The organism is Rhizobium sp. Root1204, from assembly GCF_001424965.1.
Lineage (GTDB): Bacteria > Pseudomonadota > Alphaproteobacteria > Rhizobiales > Rhizobiaceae > Pararhizobium.
In genome coordinates, this window is sequence record NZ_LMCZ01000001.1 from 285,403 (window position 1) to 306,460 (window position 21,058).

Annotated in this window: 21 protein-coding genes, 1 tRNA gene and 1 riboswitch; of the genes, 9 read left to right on the forward strand and 13 right to left on the reverse strand. The window is 60.3% G+C overall.

Annotated features, from left to right (window positions below):
* Positions 1–168: 168 nt before the first annotated feature.
* The 4 genes from ASC96_RS01350 (at position 169) to ASC96_RS01365 (ending at position 3,104) form a co-directional block, all read left to right on the forward strand.
* On the forward strand, positions 169–834 hold the full coding sequence (locus ASC96_RS01350) for a helix-turn-helix transcriptional regulator (RefSeq protein WP_060500606.1): 666 nt from the start codon (positions 169–171) through the stop codon (positions 832–834).
* 13 nt (positions 835–847) lie between these two features.
* Positions 848–1,726, forward strand: coding sequence for a thermonuclease family protein (locus ASC96_RS01355; RefSeq protein WP_060500608.1), 879 nt, complete (start codon positions 848–850; stop codon positions 1,724–1,726).
* Positions 1,727–1,779: 53 nt separating this feature from the next.
* Positions 1,780–2,190: a tellurite resistance TerB family protein gene (locus ASC96_RS01360; protein WP_060500610.1), complete on the forward strand. Its 411-nt coding sequence runs from the start codon at positions 1,780–1,782 to the stop codon at positions 2,188–2,190.
* Between the two features lie 92 nt (positions 2,191–2,282).
* Complete coding sequence (locus ASC96_RS01365) at positions 2,283–3,104, forward strand: sterol desaturase family protein (RefSeq protein WP_060500612.1); 822 nt, start codon at positions 2,283–2,285, stop codon at positions 3,102–3,104.
* A 7-nt stretch (positions 3,105–3,111) separates the two neighbouring features.
* On the opposite strand, the gene ASC96_RS01370 is transcribed toward ASC96_RS01365, so the two are convergent.
* The gene (locus ASC96_RS01370) at positions 3,112–3,984 is read right to left on the reverse strand and encodes a transporter substrate-binding domain-containing protein (RefSeq protein ID WP_060501369.1); all 873 of its coding nucleotides are present in this window, start codon (positions 3,982–3,984) and stop codon (positions 3,112–3,114) included.
* A gap of 92 nt (positions 3,985–4,076) precedes the next feature.
* Here ASC96_RS01370 and ASC96_RS01375 point away from each other — a divergent pair, with 92 nt between their 5' ends.
* Positions 4,077–5,978 carry a glycosyltransferase family 2 protein gene (locus tag ASC96_RS01375; protein WP_244481790.1) on the forward strand — a complete coding sequence of 634 codons (1,902 nt, stop codon included), beginning with the start codon at positions 4,077–4,079 and terminating at the stop codon, positions 5,976–5,978.
* Positions 5,979–6,060: 82 nt separating this feature from the next.
* Here ASC96_RS01375 and ASC96_RS01380 read toward each other — a convergent pair.
* Together ASC96_RS01380 and ASC96_RS01385 are read right to left on the reverse strand one after the other, a co-directional pair.
* A tRNA-Gly gene (locus tag ASC96_RS01380) sits at positions 6,061–6,134 on the reverse strand.
* 68 nt (positions 6,135–6,202) lie between these two features.
* The gene (locus ASC96_RS01385; RefSeq protein WP_060501371.1) at positions 6,203–7,300 is read right to left on the reverse strand and encodes a 2'-deoxycytidine 5'-triphosphate deaminase; all 1,098 of its coding nucleotides are present in this window, start codon (positions 7,298–7,300) and stop codon (positions 6,203–6,205) included.
* Positions 7,301–7,408: 108 nt separating this feature from the next.
* Positions 7,409–7,487: riboswitch (SAM riboswitch) on the forward strand.
* A 46-nt stretch (positions 7,488–7,533) separates the two neighbouring features.
* Between ASC96_RS01385 and ASC96_RS01390 the strand changes: the two genes are divergently transcribed.
* Positions 7,534–8,718: an O-succinylhomoserine sulfhydrylase gene (locus ASC96_RS01390; RefSeq protein WP_060500616.1), complete on the forward strand. Its 1,185-nt coding sequence runs from the start codon at positions 7,534–7,536 to the stop codon at positions 8,716–8,718.
* A gap of 47 nt (positions 8,719–8,765) precedes the next feature.
* Here the strand turns inward: ASC96_RS01390 and ASC96_RS01395 are convergent, their stop codons facing one another.
* Entirely contained in the window at positions 8,766–9,386 is a 621-nt protein-coding gene (locus ASC96_RS01395) for a CDP-alcohol phosphatidyltransferase family protein (RefSeq protein ID WP_060500618.1), read from the reverse strand.
* A 95-nt stretch (positions 9,387–9,481) separates the two neighbouring features.
* Here ASC96_RS01395 and apaG point away from each other — a divergent pair, with 95 nt between their 5' ends.
* Complete coding sequence (gene apaG, locus ASC96_RS01400; RefSeq protein ID WP_060500620.1) at positions 9,482–9,874, forward strand: Co2+/Mg2+ efflux protein ApaG; 393 nt, start codon at positions 9,482–9,484, stop codon at positions 9,872–9,874.
* A gap of 13 nt (positions 9,875–9,887) precedes the next feature.
* Here the strand turns inward: apaG and ASC96_RS01405 are convergent, their stop codons facing one another.
* The 3 genes from ASC96_RS01405 to ASC96_RS01420 all read right to left on the reverse strand — a co-directional run bounded on the left by ASC96_RS01405 (position 9,888) and on the right by ASC96_RS01420 (position 13,311).
* On the reverse strand, positions 9,888–10,877 hold the full coding sequence (locus tag ASC96_RS01405; protein WP_060500622.1) for an Hsp33 family molecular chaperone: 990 nt from the start codon (positions 10,875–10,877) through the stop codon (positions 9,888–9,890).
* 271 nt (positions 10,878–11,148) lie between these two features.
* Entirely contained in the window at positions 11,149–12,066 is a 918-nt protein-coding gene (argF, locus tag ASC96_RS01415) for an ornithine carbamoyltransferase (RefSeq protein WP_060500626.1), read from the reverse strand.
* A gap of 45 nt (positions 12,067–12,111) precedes the next feature.
* Positions 12,112–13,311: an aspartate aminotransferase family protein gene (locus ASC96_RS01420; RefSeq protein WP_060500628.1), complete on the reverse strand. Its 1,200-nt coding sequence runs from the start codon at positions 13,309–13,311 to the stop codon at positions 12,112–12,114.
* A 433-nt stretch (positions 13,312–13,744) separates the two neighbouring features.
* On the opposite strand from ASC96_RS01420, the gene ASC96_RS01425 reads away from it, so the two are divergent.
* Positions 13,745–14,278, forward strand: a complete 534-nt coding sequence (locus ASC96_RS01425; protein WP_060500630.1) for a GcrA family cell cycle regulator — start codon at positions 13,745–13,747, stop codon at positions 14,276–14,278.
* A gap of 13 nt (positions 14,279–14,291) precedes the next feature.
* On the forward strand, positions 14,292–14,669 hold the full coding sequence (locus tag ASC96_RS01430) for a VOC family protein (protein ID WP_060500632.1): 378 nt from the start codon (positions 14,292–14,294) through the stop codon (positions 14,667–14,669).
* A gap of 20 nt (positions 14,670–14,689) precedes the next feature.
* Here ASC96_RS01430 and phoB read toward each other — a convergent pair whose 3' ends face one another.
* From phoB to ASC96_RS01460, 6 genes are all read right to left on the reverse strand, one after another.
* Positions 14,690–15,373 carry a phosphate regulon transcriptional regulator PhoB gene (gene phoB, locus ASC96_RS01435; RefSeq protein WP_060500634.1) on the reverse strand — a complete coding sequence of 228 codons (684 nt, stop codon included), beginning with the start codon at positions 15,371–15,373 and terminating at the stop codon, positions 14,690–14,692.
* Positions 15,374–15,480: 107 nt separating this feature from the next.
* Entirely contained in the window at positions 15,481–16,194 is a 714-nt protein-coding gene (phoU, locus tag ASC96_RS01440; protein ID WP_060500636.1) for a phosphate signaling complex protein PhoU, read from the reverse strand.
* Between the two features lie 75 nt (positions 16,195–16,269).
* Positions 16,270–17,085 carry a phosphate ABC transporter ATP-binding protein PstB gene (pstB, locus tag ASC96_RS01445; RefSeq protein WP_060500638.1) on the reverse strand — a complete coding sequence of 272 codons (816 nt, stop codon included), beginning with the start codon at positions 17,083–17,085 and terminating at the stop codon, positions 16,270–16,272.
* Positions 17,086–17,097: 12 nt separating this feature from the next.
* The gene (gene pstA / locus ASC96_RS01450) at positions 17,098–18,420 is read right to left on the reverse strand and encodes a phosphate ABC transporter permease PstA (protein WP_060500641.1); all 1,323 of its coding nucleotides are present in this window, start codon (positions 18,418–18,420) and stop codon (positions 17,098–17,100) included.
* The gene (pstC, locus tag ASC96_RS01455; RefSeq protein ID WP_060500643.1) at positions 18,417–19,901 is read right to left on the reverse strand and encodes a phosphate ABC transporter permease subunit PstC; all 1,485 of its coding nucleotides are present in this window, start codon (positions 19,899–19,901) and stop codon (positions 18,417–18,419) included. Before pstC ends, pstA begins: the two co-directional genes overlap by 4 nt.
* A 99-nt stretch (positions 19,902–20,000) precedes the next feature.
* Positions 20,001–21,035, reverse strand: a complete 1,035-nt coding sequence (locus tag ASC96_RS01460) for a substrate-binding domain-containing protein (protein ID WP_060500645.1) — start codon at positions 21,033–21,035, stop codon at positions 20,001–20,003.
* Between the last annotated feature and the right edge of the window lie 23 nt (positions 21,036–21,058).

Sequence of the window (21,058 nt, forward strand, 5' to 3'; positions counted from 1 at the left end):
AATTGGACCGTGCCCCTGATTGCGCCGCGAAAGAGGCAGGATTATTTTCCTTTACTGCTTTACTCAACGTCACATTTTGACTATTCTGCACAGACACCCAATCAAGACAGCAAGAAGCCAGAACACACAGGAAAGCGTCACGCTTCACCGCTTGCAGGATGCGCAACGATGTTTTCACATGACCGGATCTGGAGTGCGATCGATGCGCTCGCCGAACGGCACCAGCTGTCCCCTTCGGGCCTTGCCCGGCGGGCTGGGCTCGATCCGACCTCTTTCAACAAGTCCAAGCGCCATTCGGCCGATGGGCGCGAGCGCTGGCCCTCGACGGAATCGATCGCCAAGGTGCTTGACGCGACTGGCTCGACGATCAACCAGTTCATGGACTTCCTGCGGCCGGGACCTGCATCCGGAGCCGTGCCGGAGGGTGCTTTTCCGCCGCAGGCCGGCTCTATTCCGCTGCTCGGCTTTGCGCAGGCTGGGGCCGGCGGTTTCTTCGACGATGGCGGCTTTCCGGCAGGCCAGGGTTGGGATGTCGTCGAATTTCCGGCAGCTCCCGGCACGAAGGCTGGCGTCTATGCACTGGAAATCCAGGGCGACAGCATGTTGCCGCTCTATCGCGACGGCGATGTGCTGATCGTCGAACCCGGCGCACAGATTCGCCGCGGTGACCGCGTGGTGGTCAAGACCACCGAGGGCGAAGTGATGGCCAAGGTGCTGGTACGCCAGACCCCGCGCAGCATCGAGCTGCTCTCGCTCAATCCCGAACACCCCAACCGCACATTCGAACTCAGCGACGTCGAGTGGATCGCCCGCATCATCTGGGCCAGCCAATAGGACAGTTTTCCTGATGAAGCGGCATCTGCTCACCATTGGCGGCGGCTTGGCCGGAATTGCTCTGACCGTAGCGCTTCTGCAGGCAGGCGCGTCGGTCATCCAGGGGCGGCAGGACGCCCAAACCTCGGATTTCACGCTCGAAACACCTGACATTGCCGATGTGCCCGATCTGGCCGACGGAGGAATGGATCCCGCCAAAACCACGGCCGGCGAGGACACGCCAGTGCTTGCTGCACCCGCCGACCCTGCGCACGAAGATCCCGCAACCACTGTTTCCACCGGCAACGCGCTGCCCCAGGCAGAGGACAAAACCGTGCGCGATATCGCGCCGGAACAGTTCGGACTGCCGGACGAAGTACCAGCAAAACCGCTGGAGCGTATCGAGCCGCGCACGCCGCTGTCGCAACCTCTTGCCCGGCCGGAGCCGGTTCCCGCCGTCCTGCGTCATCCGGTTGCGCTGTCCGCTGGCCTTATCCAGTTCGGCGACCGGTTGCTGCAACTTGAGGGGATCGAGCCGGAAAAGGCGGATCGCATCTGCGGCGAAACAGGCAAGACATGGCCCTGCGGCATGGTGGCCCAAACCGCCTTCCGCAATTTCCTGCGGGCGCGCGCACTTTTATGCACCGTGCCGAAAAATGGCTGGCAGGGAACACTGACCACCGCCTGCAGCGTCAACAACATCGACCCCGCTGGCTGGCTTGCCGAAAACGGCTGGGCGGACGCGGCCGCAGGATCGCCGCTCGCCGGCAAAGTGGCCACCGCCCGCCAGTCCCGTCTCGGCTTTTTCGGCGATGATCCACGCGATTTGAACACCGCGCCCGCGCCGCGGGAGGAGACGCTGCACCCGGGGGATGCGGAGACCGGCGTTGATATGACCGGTGAGGGCTTGTAGACGGCTGCAATGGTTCATACCTCACAGAACCGGTACAGCAACACGGATATCCCATGCCCAATACCATGAGCCATCACGAAGCCCTTATCTACGTCATGGTGATGATGTCGGCCGTCGACACGGCCATGACCGATACGGAACTGGAACGTATCGGCAGACTGACCAGTTTCCTGCCGGTCTTTGACGGTTTCGACCATGACCACCTGATGCATGCCGCACGCGAATGCACTGCCCTTCTCGACGGCCCGGAGGGGTTGGACATTGCACTCGAAGTCGTGCGCGAAGCCCTTCCCGCGCGCCTCTACGACACGGCTTACGCGCTGGCAGTCGAGATTGCCGCCGCTGACCTTTCGATCGTCCAGGAGGAAATCCGGCTGCTGCAATTGCTGCGTGACCGGCTGGGACTGGACAAACTGACCTGCGCTGCCATCGAGCGCGGCGCCATGGCCCGCTTCCGCAAGTGAAAGAAAGCGGATTTCCGCTTCACGCCAAAGTGCATTCATCTTGATCACCGCGCCGATAGAATGGCTGCCGGCGAGACAAGGATGGGAGAGGTATGACGGTACAGATATTCGGCATCGGCGAACCGGCCTGGCGCCTGGCCTTCTTTGCCGCAATCTTCCTGTCGCTTGCCGCACTCGAATTGGCTCACCCCCGGCTGGAGCGCCCGGAACTGATGCGGGCGCTGAAAGCGCGGCGGTGGTTTACCAACCTGTCCATCCTCGTCCTGTCGTCGCTGATGTTGCGGCTGATCTTTCCGGCTGCGGCCACCGGGATCGCCCTGTTCGCAGACGCGCACGGATACGGACTTTTACCGATGCTCGGGCTGCCACCCTTCGTCAGCGGTGTTTTGGCCTTCATCATTCTCGATTTCGCCATCTGGCTGGAGCATGTGATCTTTCACAAGGTGCCGCTGTTCTGGCGCATTCACCGGGTTCACCATGCCGACACCGGGCTGGACCTGACAACGGCGCTGCGCTTCCATCCGCTGGAAATCCTCTTGTCGGTGCTGTGGAAATCGGCCGTCATCGTTTCGATCGGCGCGCCGCCCGTCAGCGTCCTGATCTTCGAAATCGTCCTGAATGGCGCAGCCATGTTCAACCACGCCAATCTGAAACTTCCCGCCCGCGCCGATCTTGTGTTGCGCCGCCTGATCGTCACGCCGGACATGCATAGCATCCATCACTCCACCGATCCGGACGAGACCGACACGAACTACGGTTTCAACCTTTCCGTCTGGGACCGGCTGTTTTCAACCTACCGGGAACGCTCGAAATGCCCGCCGGACACCATGGAGATCGGGCTTGCCCAGTATCCCGGCGCTTCGCCTGCACGGCTCGTCTGGTCGCTGCTGCTGCCGTTCCGAAAGCTGGAATGACAGCCGTTCAATAGATTCCGGCCGGAAAATAGCGCAGGTAGATCTCGTTCAGCCGGCCCTTGCGGGACAGCTCCAGCAGCGCGTGGTCGATCGCCTGCGTCAGTGCGGAATCTCCCTTGCGGTTCATGATCGCCAATCCCTCGCCCAGGAAGCGTTGCGAGAAATAGGCGCCGTCGATCAGCGCGCAGCAACCGGCGGCATCGCTGCCGGCCGTCCAGAAGGATAATTGCATGCCGTCTGAAAACACTGCGGCGACGCTTCCCTGCTTCAAAGCGGCCAGCATTGTGTCTCGGCTCGGGAACGGCCGCACATCGAGTTTCGGAAAGAATGCCTTGAGCATGGCCTCATGCGTGGTTCCCGACACGGTTCCAACCGGTTTTCCCGCCAGCCCTGCCACCGAAAGATTGCTTCCCATCACCTGACGGTTGGCCGCAAAGCGGGCCGGAAGTTGCATGAATGCGCGCGAAAAGGCGAACCGTTGCCGCAGTTCCGCGCTGGTACCAATCCCGGCGATCACAGCTTCCCCTTGTCCGCCCTCAAGCGCTGGCAGCAACTCCGCGAAGGTCACGGCCTGGATCTGGCACTTGGCGTCGATTTCCAGTTCGCGGCAGATTTCGCGGACCAGATCAACATGGAAACCGGCAAGTTTGCCGGACTGGTCGATGAAGTTGAACGGCGGAAAATCGACAGTGGTCAGGAACCGCAGGCGCGCCAGGCCACTCAGGTCCGGCTTCGCGATCCGCTCCCGCGCGTCGAACAACAGCGGCAGATCGTTAACCCCCTCCGCCGCACGGGGTGCAGCCGGAAAAGTTGCAACCAGCAACACGCACAGCGAGAAAATCCCGTAAAATTTTAGAGATGCACGGAAAGCGCGTAACATTATGATCATTCCCGGGACAAGATAGGGGGTTTGCCGCGTCACGCGGCAATGGGGTTTTCATGCGTCTGGAAGAATATCCGGACAATTCCGGAATGGCTACCGCGAATGAACCGCCGGCCGGGCGATCGCAGCCTGATACCGCCGTGGGAGGATTCGCGCCTGCATTGAAGCACGAGGGACGGCTGCTACTTCAAATGGGTATCGGCAAACCTTCGATTGCGCGGGCCATGCAGCTTGCGCAGGCGCATGGAACGACCGTCGAAGACGAATTGCTCGCATCCGGCGAGATCGACGAGACACTCTATTTCGAGGCACTGGCGGAAACACTGGGGCTTGATTTCCTGCCCGTGATCGATCCCGGCCGTGTTCAGGACGTAGAGGGGCTCGATACCCAGCTCACGCGGCCGGAAATAATCCGGGTCCATCATGCGAGCCGTCCACCGGTCACCGTCATCGTTCCTTCGTTAAACCGCATTGCCGGGCTTGCATCCCTTTTACAGCGCATGCCGCAGCTTCGCCCGTCACTCGCCGCCTCCACGCCATCAACGGTGCGTGACACCGCCTGGCGGGCCGGACGCCAACGGCGCGTTTCGGCGGTGACGCGTGCGCTCTTCGAGACCGTACCACTCCACAGTGCCCGCATCACCTTCTGGGGCAAACAGGGTTTTTATGCCGGGATTGCGCTGTGCACCATGGCCGTAGCCGCAGTCGTTATTCCGCTCGTCAGCATGCTGATCCTGCATATCGTGCTGACGCTGTTCTACCTTGCCAATTTCCTGGTGCGGCTTTACGCACTCGGCTTCGCCCTGCTGCAGACGCGCGGAGAGCAACAACAACACGCACCAGACACCCCCGGGCCGCTGCCGGTCTATTCGGTGCTTGTCGCGCTCTACAGAGAAGAGAGCGTCGTAGCGCAACTTGTCCAGGCGCTCGACCAGCTCGACTGGCCACGCTCGCGCCTCGACATAAAGCTGATCTGCGAGGAGGACGATATCGCAACCATCGCCGCGCTCAGGGCTTTGCGGCTGGCGCGCGAATACGAGATCGTTCTGGTACCTGTCCACATGCCCCGCACCAAGCCGAAGGCCTTGGCCTATGCGCTTCCCGGCGTTCGCGGCACCTATGTGACCGTCTATGATGCCGAAGACCGGCCGCATCCCGGCCAGTTGCGCGAGGCTCATGCGGCCTTTACGGCGGCACCGCCGCAGGTCATTTGCCTGCAGGCGCCGCTGATCATCACCAATGCGCGGCAATCCTGGTGGAGCGCGTTGTTTGCCCTGGAATATGCCGGACTGTTTCGTGGTCTTTTGCCGATGCTGTCCCTGACCGGCCTGCCCTTGCCGCTTGGCGGAACGTCCAATCATTTTCGCACAATGGAGCTGAAACAGGTCGGCGGTTGGGACCCTTACAACATGACAGAGGATGCCGATCTGGGGCTGCGGCTGTACCGGCTTGGCTATCGCTCGCGCGTCATCTTCAAGCCGACGCTTGAAGAAGCGCCGGTCTCGCGGTCCGTCTGGCTTGGCCAACGCACCCGCTGGTTCAAGGGTTGGCTGCAAACATGGCTGGTGTTGATGCGCAAACCCGGGCAACTGGCGGGTGAGATGGGGTGGCCCGCCTTCATCGTCTTCCAGATCCTGATTGCCGGCCTGCTGCTCTCCGCACTCAGTCATCCCATCATTGTCGGCTTCCTCGCCTATCTGACATGGTTGATATTGGACGATAGGCCCTCCTCGGAAAGCTGGCTGACTTTCTGGCTGTTTACCTGTGATATCATCAATATCTTCGGCAGTTACGCGGTCTTCATCTCACTCGGCCGGAACCGGATGACAGGCCGTGAGAAGCGCGCAGTAGGCTGGCGCTGGATTTTCGTGCCTATCTACTGGCTGGCCATGTCCCTGGCGGCGTGGAAAGCCCTGCTGGAGTTGCGAACCAACCCGTTTTCCTGGAACAAGACACCGCACGTCCCCGTCAGCGGGCACGGCGAGTGTTGACGCTGCTCACTGTTTGGAAGGCGAGCAGGCCGTATGCTTGAAGGGCGTAGAGATTAAGCGCAGCACCACTTGAGAAACAAAGTGGAGCGGGTAGCGGGAATCGAACCCGCACGATCAGCTTGGGAAGCTGACAAGCTACCACTACATCATACCCGCCTTGCGCTGGAGGTTTCCACCAAGCACGGCTGCCTGTCAAGGCGGCAGCCGGTTTTGCGGGCGTCTATTTACTCCGAGCGGAAATGCTTGGAGAGTTTCAGGCCCTGCGCCTGGTAGTTGGAACCAAGTCCGAGACCGTAAAGACCTTCGGGACGCTCCATCATATGTTCATAGACCAGACGGCCGACGATCTGGCCGTGTTCGAGGATGAACGGAACTTCATGGCTGCGGACTTCGAGCACGGCGCGGCTGCCCTTGCCACCCGCCGAGACATGGCCAAAGCCCGGATCGAAGAAACCGGCATAGTGGACGCGGAATTCGCCGACCAGCGGATCGAACGGGGTCATTTCAGCGGCGTAAAGCGGCGGGACGTGCACGGCTTCGCGCGAGACAAGGATATAGAACTCGTCGGGATCGAGGATCAGTTCGTCGCGGCCGCGGCTGTAGAGCGGCTCCCAGAAATCAAAGATGCCGTGCTCGGCCTTCTTGTCGACATCGACAACGGCCGTGTGGTGCTTGCCACGGTAGCCGATCAAGCCGTCGGCGCCGGTGCCTTTCAGATCGATCGACAGCGCGATGCCGGCGCCTGAGACGTTCGGCTTGTCGCTGGCAACGAGGACGTCGCTTTCATGCAGCGCCAGGACTTCCGTTTCGGTGAGCAGCGCATGGCCGACGCGAAAACGGATCTGCGACAGGCGCGAGCCGCGCCGGACGATGACCGGGAACGTCCGCGGGCTGATTTCGAGATAGAGTGGGCCGGAATAGCCGGCCGGGATCTTGTCGAACTCCTGAGCCCGGTCGGTAATGACGCGGGTGAAGATATCGAGGCGGCCGGTCGAACTCTTCGGATTGGCCGAGGCCGACATATCCGGCGACAGGTCGAGGCTTTCCATCAGTGGCACGATGTAGACGCAGCCGGTTTCCAGAACCGCACCTTCGGTAAGGTCAATAACGTGCAGTTTCAGCCGGTCGAGCTTGTCGGCTACCAGATGGCTGGGGCCGGGCATGAAGCTGGCACGGACCCGGAAGGCCTTCGAACCGAGGCGCAGATCGAGGCTGGCCGGCTGGATCTGGTCGGCATCGAGCTTCGCCTCGCTTTTCAACCGCCCCGCATCAAACAGCGCAGCAATGGCGCGATCAGCTAGAATGCCTGTGGCCCTGGTCATTTCCATCGTCCTCTTTGCCGCTACCGGCACGTCATAACTCAAATTGTCCCTGTGACATATCTTGTTGTTCACGGGAATTGACGCAAGCGCGCCTTATCAGTAAATACGAACTTATCCCGTGGTGATTTGGCCGGTCGGCTTGCAGCCACGTTAAACAAATAGCTAAAAAGGCCGGGTTTGAAACCGGCTTGCTTTTTCGCGGCCGGTTTTTTTTGTGTTGAAAGAGACGATCGATGAGCAAAAATTGGCGCCCCGCGACCCAGCTCGTTCACGGCGGCACGACCCGTTCAAACCATGGTGAAACCTCCGAAGCCATCTTCATGACGCAGGGCTTCGTCTACGAAACTTCCGAAGCCGCAGAAGCGCGCTTCAAGGGCGAGACGGACGGCTTCATCTATGCCCGTTACGGCAGCCCGACCAACGATATGTTCGAACAACGCATGTGCGCGCTGGAAGGTGCCGAGGATGCGCGCGCTACCGCGTCCGGCATGGCCGCTGTTTCGGCTGCGATCCTTTGCCAGCTGAAGGCCGGCGATCATATCGTTGCAGCCCGCGCCCTGTTCGGCTCCTGCCGCTGGGTAGTGGAAACGCTGGCGCCGAAATACGGCATCGAATTCACCCTGATCGACGGCCGTTTCCTTGAAAACTGGGAAAAGGCCGTCAGGCCGAACACCAAGGTGTTCTTCCTCGAAAGCCCGACCAATCCGACACTGGAAGTGGTCGATATTGCCGGAGTCGCCAAGATCGCCAATCAGATCGGCGCCAAGGTCATCGTCGACAACGTTTTTGCAACCCCGCTCCTGCAAAAGCCGCTGGAACTGGGCGCCCATATCGTCGTCTACTCCGCCACCAAGCATATCGACGGTCAGGGCCGTTGCCTCGGCGGCGTGATCCTTTCCGACAAGGAATGGATCAGCGAACACCTGCAGGATTATTTCCGCCACACAGGGCCTGCTCTGTCGCCGTTCAATGCCTGGACGCTGTTGAAGGGCATCGAAACCCTGCCGTTGCGTGTGCGCCAGCAGAGCGAGAATGCCGCGCGTCTCGCCGACTTCCTCGCCGAACAGAAGCAGGTCGCCAAGGTGATCTACCCCGGCCGCAAGGACCATCCGCAGGCCGATATCATCGCCCGGCAGATGAAGGGTGGCTCGACACTGGTCTGCTTCGAGCTGAAGGGCGGCAAGGAAGCTGCCTTTGCGCTGCAGAACGCGCTGGATGTCGTGCTGATCTCCAACAATCTCGGCGATAGCAAGAGCCTGATCACCCATCCGGCGACGACGACGCACAAGAACCTTTCGGACGAAGCCCGCGCCGAACTCGGCATTTCGCCCGGCACCGTGCGCTTCTCGGCCGGGATCGAGGACAGTGAGGATTTGATCGAGGATTTTGCCCGCGCGCTGAAGTCGGTCCAGGCCTGATTATTGAATTTTGTGAAACGCCCTTATCTCCGGATGCGGGCGTTTTTCTATGCCTGGCTCTCTCTTTTGAAACTCGCTCTGGCCAGCATGGTGCGCGACAGCGCCGTATAGAAACAGACGAGCGCGAAGATCACCGCGATCTCGGAAAACCATTGCGGGAACAGGCAGAAAGCCAGGAAGACAGCGATCGTTTCGGTCGCCTCGGCAAGTCCCGTGGTGAAATAGAGCGACTTGGCACCGCGCACCTCCGTCGAGAGACCGCGCCTTTCGGCCATGATCGAAAAAGCAAGGAAGCTGGCGCCGTTGACATAGAAAGACAGCAGCAGCAGCCCGCCGGCAATGCCATTCTCATAGGGATCGGCAAGGATGAAGGCGAACGGGATGAGACCGTAGAAGGCGAAATCGAGCACGATATCGAGAAAGCCGCCGAAATCGGTTTTTTGGGTCGATCGCGCGACGGCACCGTCGAGGCCGTCACAAATCCGGCTGATCCCGATCAGAATGAAAGCCCAGACGTAAGAATCCAGGACGATAGCGACCGCAGCCGCGAGACCGATCAGAAAGCCGGTGACGGTGACGGTGTTCGCCGTGATACCATGACCAGCCAAAGCGCTGCCAGCCCGCTCCAGCCAAGGGTCAATCCACCGCCTCACATGACCGTCGAGCATGCCGTACCCTATCCTTACAGTTTACCCTATGCGTTATTCTTGACGAAACCATCTTGCTGTAGAATATCGCCTATGGACTTGAAAAGGGTTTGCATATGTACCGCGCGCTGACACGCGACATCGAGGTGACCGTCGAGCCTTATTATCTGGAGGAGCAGTCCGATCCGGATGACAGCCGCTATGTCTGGGGTTACCGGATCCTGATTTCGAACCTGTCCGGCGAGACAGTCCGGCTGATGACGCGCTATTGGCATATCACCGATGAAAACGGCCAGGTCGATGAGGTCAACGGCCCAGGTGTGATCGGCGAGCAGCCGGTTCTCAATCCCGGCGACACCTATGAATATTCATCCGGCTGCCCGCTCGATACACCATCCGGCGTCATGTTCGGCCATTATTCGATGGAAAACACGCACGGGGAGTCGTTCACCGTCGACATCCCCGCTTTCTCGCTGGATTCGCCCGGCCAGAACCGGACCTTGAATTAGAGCCGCAGCGTTTTTACTGCGGCTTCACTTCCGTCGCTTCAAACCGGTAGGTCGTCGAGCAGAATTCGCAGGTGACCGATACCAGTCCATCCTCGGCCGCGTGATCGATATCATCCTGGCTGAGGCTTGCCAGAACATCCCGCAGTTTTTCGCGCGAGCAGCTGCATTTGTCATAGACCGCTTGTGGCGGATAGACCTTGACGCCGCGCTCGTGGAACAGCCGGTAGAGCAGACGCTCGGTACCCACGGTCGGATCGGTCAGTTCGTCGGCATCGATGGTCTGGACCATGACGCTGGCTTCATCCCACAAATCATCGACCGCAAGAGCGCCGTTGCCGTCATCCCCGTCGCCACCATGCAGATCGGCCTGGCGCATACGATCCGGCGCGTCCGGCAGGAACTGCGCAACCATGCCACCAGCCCGCCAGCGATGACGCGGCTTGCCGTTTTCATCGCGGTCGAGCAGTTCTGCGACGCCAAGGCGGACCTTGGTCGGGATCTGTTCCGACTGGCGGAAATAGACGCCGGCAATTTCCTCCAGCGAGGCTCCGTCGAGCGGCACGATGCCCTGATAGCGCTGCATATGCGCACCCTGATCGATGGTGAACGCAAGAACGCCCTCGCCCAGCAGATGCTGAGGCTGGGTCAGGCCGTTCTCTTCAGCAATCTTCAGAGCCTCTTCATCGTAGCGGGCATAGGCGCGTACCCGGTCCGGCGTCGCGAAATCGGCGACGACCAGATCGACCGGACCATTGCTCTTGGTCTGGATGATCAGCTTGCCTTCGAACTTCAATGACGTACCGAGAAGTACCGTTAGAACGACGGTTTCAGCGACGAGACGGGCGACCGGCAGCGGATAATTGTGGCGCTCGAGGATCGCGTCCAGCATCGGGCCGAGCTGGACGGCGCGGCCGCGCACATCAAGGCCTTCCACCTGAAACGGCACGACATGATCGTCACCGGCGTAATCGAACTGGCCAAGGCCCACGTTTGCTTCCGTCATCGCTCTAACTCCTAGCCCTCGAACGTCTGCCCGCCGTGAAGGCCGGGACGCTGTTCGATGCTTCTATTGATCCTGGGCAGGCCGGTTTTGTCCAGATCGCTCCTGAAAAAACGGCCGTCGCTCTGCCGCCTCCAATCAGGACGGCGGCGCGGATGGATGGTTGCTTTTGAATACGAACGACCGGCGAAGGCGGACACGCCACCTGCCGGTCATCAGCTTGATGCATAGATCGTGTGCCGCTGCCCGGTTTTCAATATGCCGGGCCAGACCGCTAGAGCGCGCCAAGGCACCAGGCAAGGACGGATTTTTGCGCGTGCAGGCGGTTCTCGGCTTCATCGAACACCACCGACTGCTTGCCATCGATCACATCATCCGTCACCTCCTCGCCACGATGGGCAGGCAGGCAGTGCATGAACAGCGCATCCTTGTCGGCCTTCGCCATCAGCGCGGCGTTAACCTGGAAGGGCTGGAAGACGTTGTGGCCACGGGCGCGGTGTTCCTGGTTCATCGATACCCAGGTGTCGGTAACCACGCAATGGGCGCCATCCACGGCCTGATCGGCATCATGATAGAGCTTTATATCGCCACCATTGTTGCGCGCCCAGTTGAGGATCTTGTCGTCAGGCTCCGAACCGAGCGGCACAGCCATGTTCATCCGGTAGCCGAACTGCGCCGAGCCTTCGATGAAGGAGTGCAGCACGTTGTTGCCGTCGCCGGTCCAGGCAATCGTCTTGCCCTTTACCGGGCCTGCATGCTCCTCGAACGTCATGATATCGGCCATGATCTGGCAGGGATGCGTCGCATCCGTCAGTCCGTTGATCACCGGCACGGTGGCATGCTCGGCCAGTTCCAGCAGCCGATTGTGATCAGTGGTGCGGATCATGATCGCATCGACATAGCGCGAAAGAACCTTGGCGGTATCGCCGATGGTTTCGGCGCGACCGAGCTGCATTTCGGTGCCGGACAGGAACAACGTCTCGCCGCCAAGCTGGCGCATACCGACATCAAAGGACACGCGGGTGCGCGTCGAAGGCTTTTCGAAGATCATCGCCAGCATCTTGCCGGCCAGCGGCTTTTCAGCGGTGCCGGCCTTGGTGGCAGCCTTGCGCACGCGGGCGTCTTCGATGATCGACCGCAAGTCGGTTGTCGTCATGGCAGAAAGATCGAGAAAGTGTCTGGTACCGGCCATTCTATTCAGAGTCCTGTGTTTTTCAGCGTGTCAGTGAAGCGTCGTTCAGGCCGATGCCTGTCGTCGCTCCGCTGTCAGCTGTTCGGCGGCGCGCTCGAGACGCGCCAGGCCTTCACGGGCTTCCTCGGCCGTCGTCACCAGTGGCGGCAGCAGGCGGATAACGTTTTCGCCCGCTGGTACCGCCAGCAGCCGTTCGGCACGGATGGCCTTCAGGAGATCGGCAGACGGCACCTTGGCCTTGATGCCGAGCATCAGGCCCTCGCCACGGATTTCCTCAATAATCTCGGGGAAACGATCGGCAAGTGAAGCAAGCCCCTGGCGGAAGACCAGCGAGACATCGCGGACGTGCTGGAGAAAATCATCGGCCATGATGACATCCATCACGGCATTGCCGACAGCCATGGCCAGCGGATTGCCGCCATAGGTCGAGCCGTGGGTGCCCGCGACCATGCCGGAGGCTGCCTCTGCCGTGGCAAGGCAGGCGCCGAGCGGGAAGCCACCGCCGATACCCTTGGCAACCGCCATGATATCCGGCGTTACGCCCGCCCATTCATAGGCAAAAAGCTTGCCAGTGCGGCCGACACCGGACTGGACCTCATCGAGGATGAGCAGCAGGCCATACTCGTCACAGAGCGCACGCAGTTCCTGCAGGAATTCCTTCGAAACGGTGCGGATACCACCCTCACCCTGGATCGGCTCGATCAGGATCGCGGCAGTCTCTTCGCTGATGGCAGCCTTCAGGGCGCCCATGTCGCCAAACGGCACCTGATAGAAACCCGGCGCCTTGGGGCCGAAGCCTTCCAGGTACTTCGCCTGCCCACCGGCAGCGATGGTCGCCAGTGTGCGGCCGTGGAACGCGCCTTCAAAGGTAATGATGTGGAATTTTTCAGGCTGACCCTTGGCGAAATGATAGCGCCGCGCCGTCTTGATCGCGCATTCGAGCGCTTCTGCACCGGAATTGGTGAAGAACACCTTGTCGGCGAACGTCGCTTCCGTCAGGCGGCGGCTGAGGCTTTCCTGGCCGGGGACTTCATAGAGATTTGACAGGTGCCAGACCTTGTCCGCCTGCTCCTTCAATGCCGATACAAGATGCGGATGTGCATGACCGAGCGAATTGACCGCCACACCGGCGGCGAAATCGAGATAACGGGTGCCGTCCTCAGCAATCAGCCAGACGCCTTCGCCGCGCTCAAACCGCAAGGGTGCGCGTGCATATGTGTCATAAAGCGGCGTGGCATCGGCCATGGCGCATGTCTCCTCAAACCATCACGGCCATTGTATAAACGGCGCCGTCAACAAGGCTGTGACCAGCCCATAAAAAATCAAAATGCCGCCTTTCGGCGGCAATGGCACTATCTTCACTTCGCAATGCGATGTCAACAAAAGCCCATGATTTCCAGCAATTCGCGGATATACAGCGGCCGCAAATTTTTTAGCCGGATACCCTTGCAAAAATGCCACGCATCGCAAGCAAGTTGGGGAAAACTCGGAAATCGATTCGGTGGGATTCTCCGGACTCTTGTCAGGGAGTCCCACGGGCTCTACGTTAAGAAATAATTACTAGAACGCATGCGGCGGACCTAGTCACCAAAAGTGTTATCGCGTTTCAGCCTCGGGTTACACCCAGGGCTCGGTGGAGGATTCGACCATCACCAACGCTGGGAATGGAGACAAGACCATGAACTGGACTGACGAGCGGGTCGAAAAACTCAAGAAATTGTGGGCCGAAGGCTTGAGCGCGAGCCAGATCGCAGCACAGCTCGGCGGCGTCAGCCGTAATGCCGTCATCGGCAAGGTTCACCGTCTCTGCCTGCCCGGCCGCGCAAAGGCTGGTGGCAGCACGGCAACGGCCCGCGTCAAGCGCCCGGCACCTTCCGCCGCACCACGCGCACCGAACTATACCGCATCGCGCATCACCGCCACCCGCACAGTGACCCGCACCACCGGTGCGACCGTCATGAAGGAAGAGGTGGAAATCGACGCGATCGAGAATCTGGAGACAGCACCGGCTGGCAACAACGTTGTTATTCCGATGTCTCGCCGTCTGGTCCTGACCGAGCTGACCGACCGTACCTGCAAGTGGCCGATCGGCGATCCGATGAAGGACGAGTTTCACTTCTGCGGCAACGATTCCCCGGACACTTCGCCGTACTGCACCTTCCACGCCAAGCTGGCCTACCAGCCGTCCGGCGAGCGCCGCCGGGCACGCTAAGGCCGGATCGGCCGTGCGTTTTGTCAATCCCATCCCGTTTGTACGGGATATCAGCATCTCGAAAATCTTCTATAGCGAGATGCTGGGATTGGCAGTCAGCCGTGATTTCGGCAATTTCGTCTTATTTGAAACGGGATTTGCCATCCATGATGGCAAATCCCTCGAAACGACGGTCTGGGGACAGCCGTCAGACGTTTCCGGGCCGTACGGCCGTCAAAATATCCTGCTCTATTTCGAACATGATGATCTGGATGCGCTTTTCGGGCGCATCGGCAGCCTTGTAAACCTCATCCACCCCATCGAGACGCAGGCTTGGGGCCAGAGGGTTTTCCGCTTCTACGATCCGGATGGTCACGCCATCGAGATTGGAGAACCGCTCGGCAACGCCTGACGGTTCTTTCCTGTACGATTTCAGCTTTCCAGGGAATAGCCCGCGCCGCGCACTGTACGGATCACGTCCTGCATATTGGAAAAGTTCAATGCTTTGCGCAGGCGGCCGACATGGACGTCGACGGTGCGTTCATCGACATAGATATCGTGGCCCCAGACGCCATCCAGCAGCTGTGAACGCGAAAAGACCCGGCCCGGCGATGCCATGAAGAATTCCAAGAGACGGAACTCCGTCGGCCCGAGACGGACCTCGCGCGTCTTGCGGTGGACACGGTGGGTTTCGCGGTCGAGTTCGATATCGCCGCACTTCAGCAGCGTCGACAGCACTTCCGGCTTGGCGCGGCGCAACATCGCCTTCACCCGCGCCATCAGTTCCGGCGTCGAGAACGGCTTGACGACGTAATCGTCGGCGCCCGTAGCCAGACCGCGAACACGCTCACTCTCTTCGCCACGCGCTGTCAGCATGATGATCGGTAGCCGTTCGGTTTCCGGACGCTGGCGCAGCCGGCGGCACAGTTCGATCCCGGAAACACCCGGCAACATCCAATCGAGGATCAGGAGATCGGGCAGACGTTCCTGCAGGCGCATTTCCGCCTCGTCGCCACGGTTGATGGTGTCGACTTCGAACCCTTCGGCCTCGAGATTGTATCGGAGGAGGACGCTCAGCGCCTCTTCGTCTTCAACAACGGCAATTCTTGGCAACATTCAGTTCTGCTCCTTGGCGTCCGGCCGGATGGCCGGAGGCGTGCCGAGCGGCTCCAGCGGCCGCTCGCGCGATCATTGCGTAAGAATTTACTTACTTTCTCAGGCGATCAGTTGCCGATCGCACCGACCGTATTGGCTGTGTCGTCCTTTGGACGTTCGCCAGCCGGCTGCGCGCCGGTCGCCATGTAGTAGATTGTTTCGGCGATATTGGTGGCATGGTCGCCGATGCGCTCGATGTTCTTGGCGCAGAACAGAAGATGCGTGCACGGCGTGATGTTACGCGGGTCTTCCATCATGTAGGTCAGGAGTTCGCGGAACAGCGACGTGTAGATCGCGTCGATCTCGTTGTCGCGTTCGCGGATGCTATTGGCCTTTTCCGGCGAGCGGGAGGCATAGACATCGAGCACTTCCTTGAGCTGAACGAGCGCAAGCTCGGCCAGATGCTCCAGACCACGGGCCAGTTGGCGCGGCAGGCTGGCGCTCGCGACCGCGATGACGCGCTTGGCGTTGTTCTTGCCAAGGTCACCGACCCGTTCAAGATCGGCGGCAATGCGGATCGATCCCATGATTTCGCGCAGGTCGGCAGCCATCGGCTGGCGCTTGGCGATGGTGACAATGGCCTTTTCGCCGATCTGGCGTTCGGCCTCGTCGAGAATGGCGTCGTCGGAAATGACCTTCTGGGCAAGCGCCAGGTCGGAATTGACCAAGGCGCGTACGGATTCGGCCACCATCTGTTCGGCCAGACCGCCCATCTCGGAGATGCGCCGGGTCAGGTACTTCAGATCTTCGTCGTAGACGGAAGCAATGTGCGTAGACATGATTGTTTTTCCTTGCGATCACAATCCGGGTTGGAAGACCACCACCCTGCCCTCATGACAGGGTGGCAAGCTCAGTCCTCAGCCGAAGCGGCCCATGATGTAATCCTGGGTCCGTTGGTCATCCGGGTTGGTGAACATCTTGTCGGTGTCGTTTTCCTCGACGAGATTGCCGAGGTGGAACATCGCGGTCCGCTGCGACACGCGGGCTGCCTGCTGCATCGAGTGTGTGACAATGACGATCGTGTAGTTTGTCCGCAGCTCGTGGATCAGTTCCTCGACCTTGGCGGTCGCGATCGGGTCCAGGGCCGAGCACGGCTCGTCCATTAGGATGACTTCCGGGCTGACCGCAACGGCGCGGGCAATGCACAGGCGCTGCTGCTGACCACCGGAGAGGCCGGTGCCGGATTCATGCAAGCGGTCCTTCACTTCATTCCAGAGGCCGGCCTTCTGAAGGCTCGTCTCGACGATCTGATCGAGGTCCGCTTTGGTGCGGGCGAGGCCATGGATCTTCGGACCGTAGGTGACGTTCTCGTAGATCGACTTCGGGAACGGGTTCGGCTTCTGGAACACCATGCCGACGCGGGCGCGGAGTTCGACGACGTCGATGCTCGGGTCGTAGATATCGCCGTCATCAAGGGTGATCTTCCCGGTGACGCGGCAGCTGTCGATCGTGTCGTTCATGCGGTTGAGCGTGCGCAGGAACGTCGACTTGCCGCAGCCCGACGGGCCGATCAGCGCGGTGACGGTGTTTTCGCGAACGTTGAGGTTTACATCGAAAAGCGCGCGCTTCTCGCCGTAATAAACCGAAACGTCCTTTCCGATCATCTTGAAGGGAACAGTGTTCATTTTCTGGTCCAGCGCCTTTTCAACTGCTGCTTCTGACATCATGTTCATGTTCTTACCTCACTACCAGCGACGCTCAAAGCGACGCCGCAACAGGATTGCGCCAAGGTTCATGACGACGAGGAAGATCAAGAGGATCATGATCGCACCCGAAGTCCGTTCGACAAATGCACGTTCGGCTTCGTTGGCCCACATGTAGATCTGGACCGGCAGAGCAGTGGACGGGTCCATCGGCGAGCCCGGATAGTCGACAACGAAGGCCACCATGCCGATCAGGAGCAGCGGCGCGGTTTCGCCGAGCGCATGTGCCAGGCCGATGATCGTACCGGTCAGGACGCCCGGCATGGCGAGCGGCAGGACGTGATGGAAGATGGTCTGCATCTTGGAAGCACCGAGACCCAAGGCTGCCGAGCGGATCGACGGAGGAACCGCCTTCAGAGCTGCTCGGGTGGCGATGATGATCGTCGGCAGCGTCATCAGCGTCAGCACCAGGCCACCAACGACGGCAGCCGAACGGGGCATGCCGGCGAAGTTGATGAAGATCGACAGGCCGAGCAGACCGTAGACGATAGACGGCACCGCCGCGAGGTTGTTGATGTTGACCTCGATCAGATCGGTGAGCCGGTTCTTCGGCGCGAACTCTTCGAGATAGATCGACGCCGCGACGCCGATCGGAAGGGCAAGCACAAGGACGATCAGCATCATGTAGAGCGAGCCGAGGGCGGCGACGCCGATACCCGACGCCTCAGGACGGCTCGATGCACCATAGGTGAACAGCCCGGTATTGAACTGCTTGGCCATTGCGCCGGTTTCGGACAGCTTCTTCATCCATTCGATCTGCTGATCCTTCACCTTGCGGTTGGCTTCAGCAACGGTCAGGTCGATCTGGCCCTTGTTGGCGCTATCGATATTGCCTTCCGCCAGAAGCGAAACAGTGGCGGTGGTACCGATGATCGCCGGATTGGCAACGACGAGATCGCGCAACTGTGTGCGGGCACTGGCCGAAACCATGTCCGTCGCCTGCTTGACGAGCGGCTTGTTGGCGGGATCGATGCCGAGGGCCTTTACCAGCGCGTCACGCACCAGCAGCGGATAATTCGCCGTCATCAACTTGGCGGGATTGGCGCCACGTTCGTTCTTCGGATCGATGATCTTTTCCGAAAACTCGATCGGCAGGGTAATCGCCGTCTGCTGGAAGGCCGTGTAGCCTTTGGAGACAACGGTCCACAACAGCACGAACAGAAAGAACAGGCCGATCAGGATAGCTGTCAGGCCGTAAGCCTTGAAGCGGCGTTCGGCAGCATAGCGCCTCTTGATGCCGATATCGCGTCTTGCCTGCGCCGGGCGCACAAAGGTGGACTGTACGGAGGATGTCATGTCGGTCATTCGTACTGTTCCCGATACTTGCGCACGATGTAGAGTGCATAGATGTTGAGGCAGAGCGTGATGGCAAACAGAGTGATGCCAAGAGCGAAAGCCACCAGCGTCTGCGGCGAGTTGAACTCAAGGTCGCCCGTCAGCTGATTGACGATCTTGACGGTGACCGTGGTCATCGCCTCGAACGGGTTGAGCTGCATGCGGGCGGCAACACCGGCAGCCAGCACCACGATCATTGTTTCACCGACAGCACGCGAGGCCGTCAGCAGCAGGGCGCCGACGATACCGGGCAGCGCCGCCGGCAGGATGACGCGCTTGATCGTCTCAGAGCGCGTCGCACCGAGGCCGAGCGAGCCGTCGCGCAGCGAGCGGGGGACCTGCGTGATGATGTCATCCGACAATGAGGACACGAACGGGATCAGCATGATGCCCATGACGAGACCGGCTGTCAGAACGCTCTGTGCCTGGATGAAATTGACATAGTTGCCAGTGACCAGGCCGTTCAGCTGGGCGGAGATATCGCGCAGGAAAGGCCCGACGGTCACCAGCGCGAAGAAGCCGTAGACGATAGTCGGGATACCGGCGAGAATTTCCAAGAGCGGCTTAGCGATGCCACGCACGACGGGCTTTGCATATTCCGCCATGTAAATGGCCGCGAACAGGCCGACCGGCACAGCAAACAACATGGCGACAAGAGCGATGTAGAGCGTGCCCGCGAGAAGCGGCAGAAGACCGAACTGGCCTTCCGTGCCACCGCTGCCGGCTGCCGAAAAGCGCGGGTCCCAGACCGTGCCGAAGAAGAACGCACTCGGGGACACCGACTGGAAGAACCGGATGGCCTCCGACAGCATGGAGCCGACGATACCGACCGTTGTCAGGATCGCGATCGAAGAGGCAACAAGGAGCGTGCCCAGCATGACGCGCTCGACGCGGTTTCTGGCCCGGAACGGCGCGCTGATACCGCGAATGGCGAAGACGGCCCCGGCAATAGCAATGATCAGCACGACTAGGCTCATTACCCACCGGCTGCCATCTCTGAGGGAATTATAGTGCTGCGCGGCTTCCACCATGTAGGGCTCGCCGGCATTTGCCATCGGCACACCCTTGGCGGCCAGCGCCTCCCGAAGGTTGCTGGAGCCGCTGGTGACGGCCGCAAGCTCATCGCTGCTCAGCCGCTTCAGGCCGTTGGCTACCTGCATAACCTGACCGAGCATCAGCTCGGTGGTCGCAGCGCCCTGGCTTTTCACCGTATCCGGCAAGGCGGAGCGCACGGAATTTTCAATGAAGAACGGGCTGGCAAGAAGCCATACGGCAAGAACGAACGCAGCCGGCAGGACCGCCCAGATGGCAACATAGACGCCATGATAACCAGGAAGCGAATGCAGGGCGGAAAGCTTGCCTTTGGAGCTGGCCATCGCGCGCGCGCGTCCGGCAAAATATGCCGCAAGGCCAACGATCAAAATGATCAAAAGAATAAGAGAAGTGCTCATCGATATGTCCCCCCGGCTTTTCACTCATTGAAAGCCGGCAAATCCGCATACTCGGGATGCCCGGCACGGCAAAGCTGCCGTGCCGGTTTTTGCACTAAATTAGAGCATGTTACCGTCGGTGAAGGCCTTGCGGTCGGCTTCGCGCTCGGCATCCGGAGCCGGAACGAGACCGTAGGCAGCCAGCGGGCTGTCCGGGCCGACCATCTGGTCGTCGAGGAAGAATTCAACATATTCCTTCAGGCCCGGGATAACGCCGAGGTGAGCCTTCTTGACGTAGAAGAACAGCGGGCGCGAAACCGGATATTCGCCCGAAGCGATCGTTGCGCCCGACGGGACAACGCCGCTGACGGTCGCGACCTTCAGCTTGTCAGCGTTGTTTTCATAGAAGGACAGGCCGAAAACGCCGATGCCGTTCTTGTTGGAAGCGATACGGGCGAGCGTTTCGGTGTAGTCGCCATCGATGTCGATCGCCAGACCGTCCTTACGGACGGCGATGCACTTCTTGGCAGCTTCCTTTTCGTCGGCGACGAGACCCTTGATGGCAACGTCAGCGCCAGCGTCCTTGCAGCCGTGAGCCAGCATCTTTTCGTCGAAGACTTCGCGCGTGCCGTGCTTTTCGCCCGGGATGTAAGCAGCGATTTCTACGTCCGGCAGGTCTTTGTTGACTTCCGACCACTTCTTGTAGGGATTGGCAACGAGCTTGCCGTCGATGACGAGCTCAGCGGCGAGCGCGAGGTAGAGGTCCTTCGGAACGAGCTTCAGATCGGCATTGCCGCTGTCCGTTGCGAAGACGATGCCGTCATAACCGATCTTGACTTCCTGGACTTCGGTAACGCCGGCTGCCTTGCAGGTTTCCAGCTCGCTGTCCTTGATCTGGCGCGATGCATTGGCGATGTCGATCGTGTCCGGGCCAACGCCCTTGCAGAATTCCTTGAGGCCCGCACCGGTGCCGCCGGATTCAACAACCGGGGTCTTGAAGTCAGGGAAGGTTTCGCCGAACGTTTCGGCAACGATCTTTGCATAAGGCAGAACGGTCGAGGAGCCGGCAACCTGGATCTGGTCGCGAGCAATGGCAACGCCTGCAAACGCGGCGGATGCAACCAGAGCTGCAACAGTAAGTTTCAAGGACTTCATCAGAATACTCCCGTAATGGGCTT

Excerpts from the sequence above, each read along its gene's own strand:
- ASC96_RS01350 (WP_060500606.1), top strand. The coding sequence starts at position 169 with ATGTTTTCACATGACCGGATCTGGAGTGCGATCGATGCGCTCGCCGAA.
- ASC96_RS01355 (WP_060500608.1), top strand. The coding sequence starts at position 848 with ATGAAGCGGCATCTGCTCACCATTGGCGGCGGCTTGGCCGGAATTGCT.
- ASC96_RS01360 (WP_060500610.1), top strand. The coding sequence starts at position 1,780 with ATGCCCAATACCATGAGCCATCACGAAGCCCTTATCTACGTCATGGTG.
- ASC96_RS01365 (WP_060500612.1), top strand. The coding sequence starts at position 2,283 with ATGACGGTACAGATATTCGGCATCGGCGAACCGGCCTGGCGCCTGGCC.
- ASC96_RS01370 (WP_060501369.1), bottom strand. The coding sequence starts at position 3,984 with ATGTTACGCGCTTTCCGTGCATCTCTAAAATTTTACGGGATTTTCTCG.
- ASC96_RS01375 (WP_244481790.1), top strand. The coding sequence starts at position 4,077 with ATGGCTACCGCGAATGAACCGCCGGCCGGGCGATCGCAGCCTGATACC.
- ASC96_RS01385 (WP_060501371.1), bottom strand. The coding sequence starts at position 7,300 with ATGACCAGGGCCACAGGCATTCTAGCTGATCGCGCCATTGCTGCGCTG.
- ASC96_RS01390 (WP_060500616.1), top strand. The coding sequence starts at position 7,534 with ATGAGCAAAAATTGGCGCCCCGCGACCCAGCTCGTTCACGGCGGCACG.
- ASC96_RS01395 (WP_060500618.1), bottom strand. The coding sequence starts at position 9,386 with ATGCTCGACGGTCATGTGAGGCGGTGGATTGACCCTTGGCTGGAGCGG.
- apaG (WP_060500620.1), top strand. The coding sequence starts at position 9,482 with ATGTACCGCGCGCTGACACGCGACATCGAGGTGACCGTCGAGCCTTAT.
- ASC96_RS01405 (WP_060500622.1), bottom strand. The coding sequence starts at position 10,877 with ATGACGGAAGCAAACGTGGGCCTTGGCCAGTTCGATTACGCCGGTGAC.
- argF (WP_060500626.1), bottom strand. The coding sequence starts at position 12,066 with ATGGCCGGTACCAGACACTTTCTCGATCTTTCTGCCATGACGACAACC.
- ASC96_RS01420 (WP_060500628.1), bottom strand. The coding sequence starts at position 13,311 with ATGGCCGATGCCACGCCGCTTTATGACACATATGCACGCGCACCCTTG.
- ASC96_RS01425 (WP_060500630.1), top strand. The coding sequence starts at position 13,745 with ATGAACTGGACTGACGAGCGGGTCGAAAAACTCAAGAAATTGTGGGCC.
- phoB (WP_060500634.1), bottom strand. The coding sequence starts at position 15,373 with ATGTTGCCAAGAATTGCCGTTGTTGAAGACGAAGAGGCGCTGAGCGTC.
- pstB (WP_060500638.1), bottom strand. The coding sequence starts at position 17,085 with ATGAACATGATGTCAGAAGCAGCAGTTGAAAAGGCGCTGGACCAGAAA.
- pstA (WP_060500641.1), bottom strand. The coding sequence starts at position 18,420 with ATGACCGACATGACATCCTCCGTACAGTCCACCTTTGTGCGCCCGGCG.
- pstC (WP_060500643.1), bottom strand. The coding sequence starts at position 19,901 with ATGAGCACTTCTCTTATTCTTTTGATCATTTTGATCGTTGGCCTTGCG.
- ASC96_RS01460 (WP_060500645.1), bottom strand. The coding sequence starts at position 21,035 with ATGAAGTCCTTGAAACTTACTGTTGCAGCTCTGGTTGCATCCGCCGCG.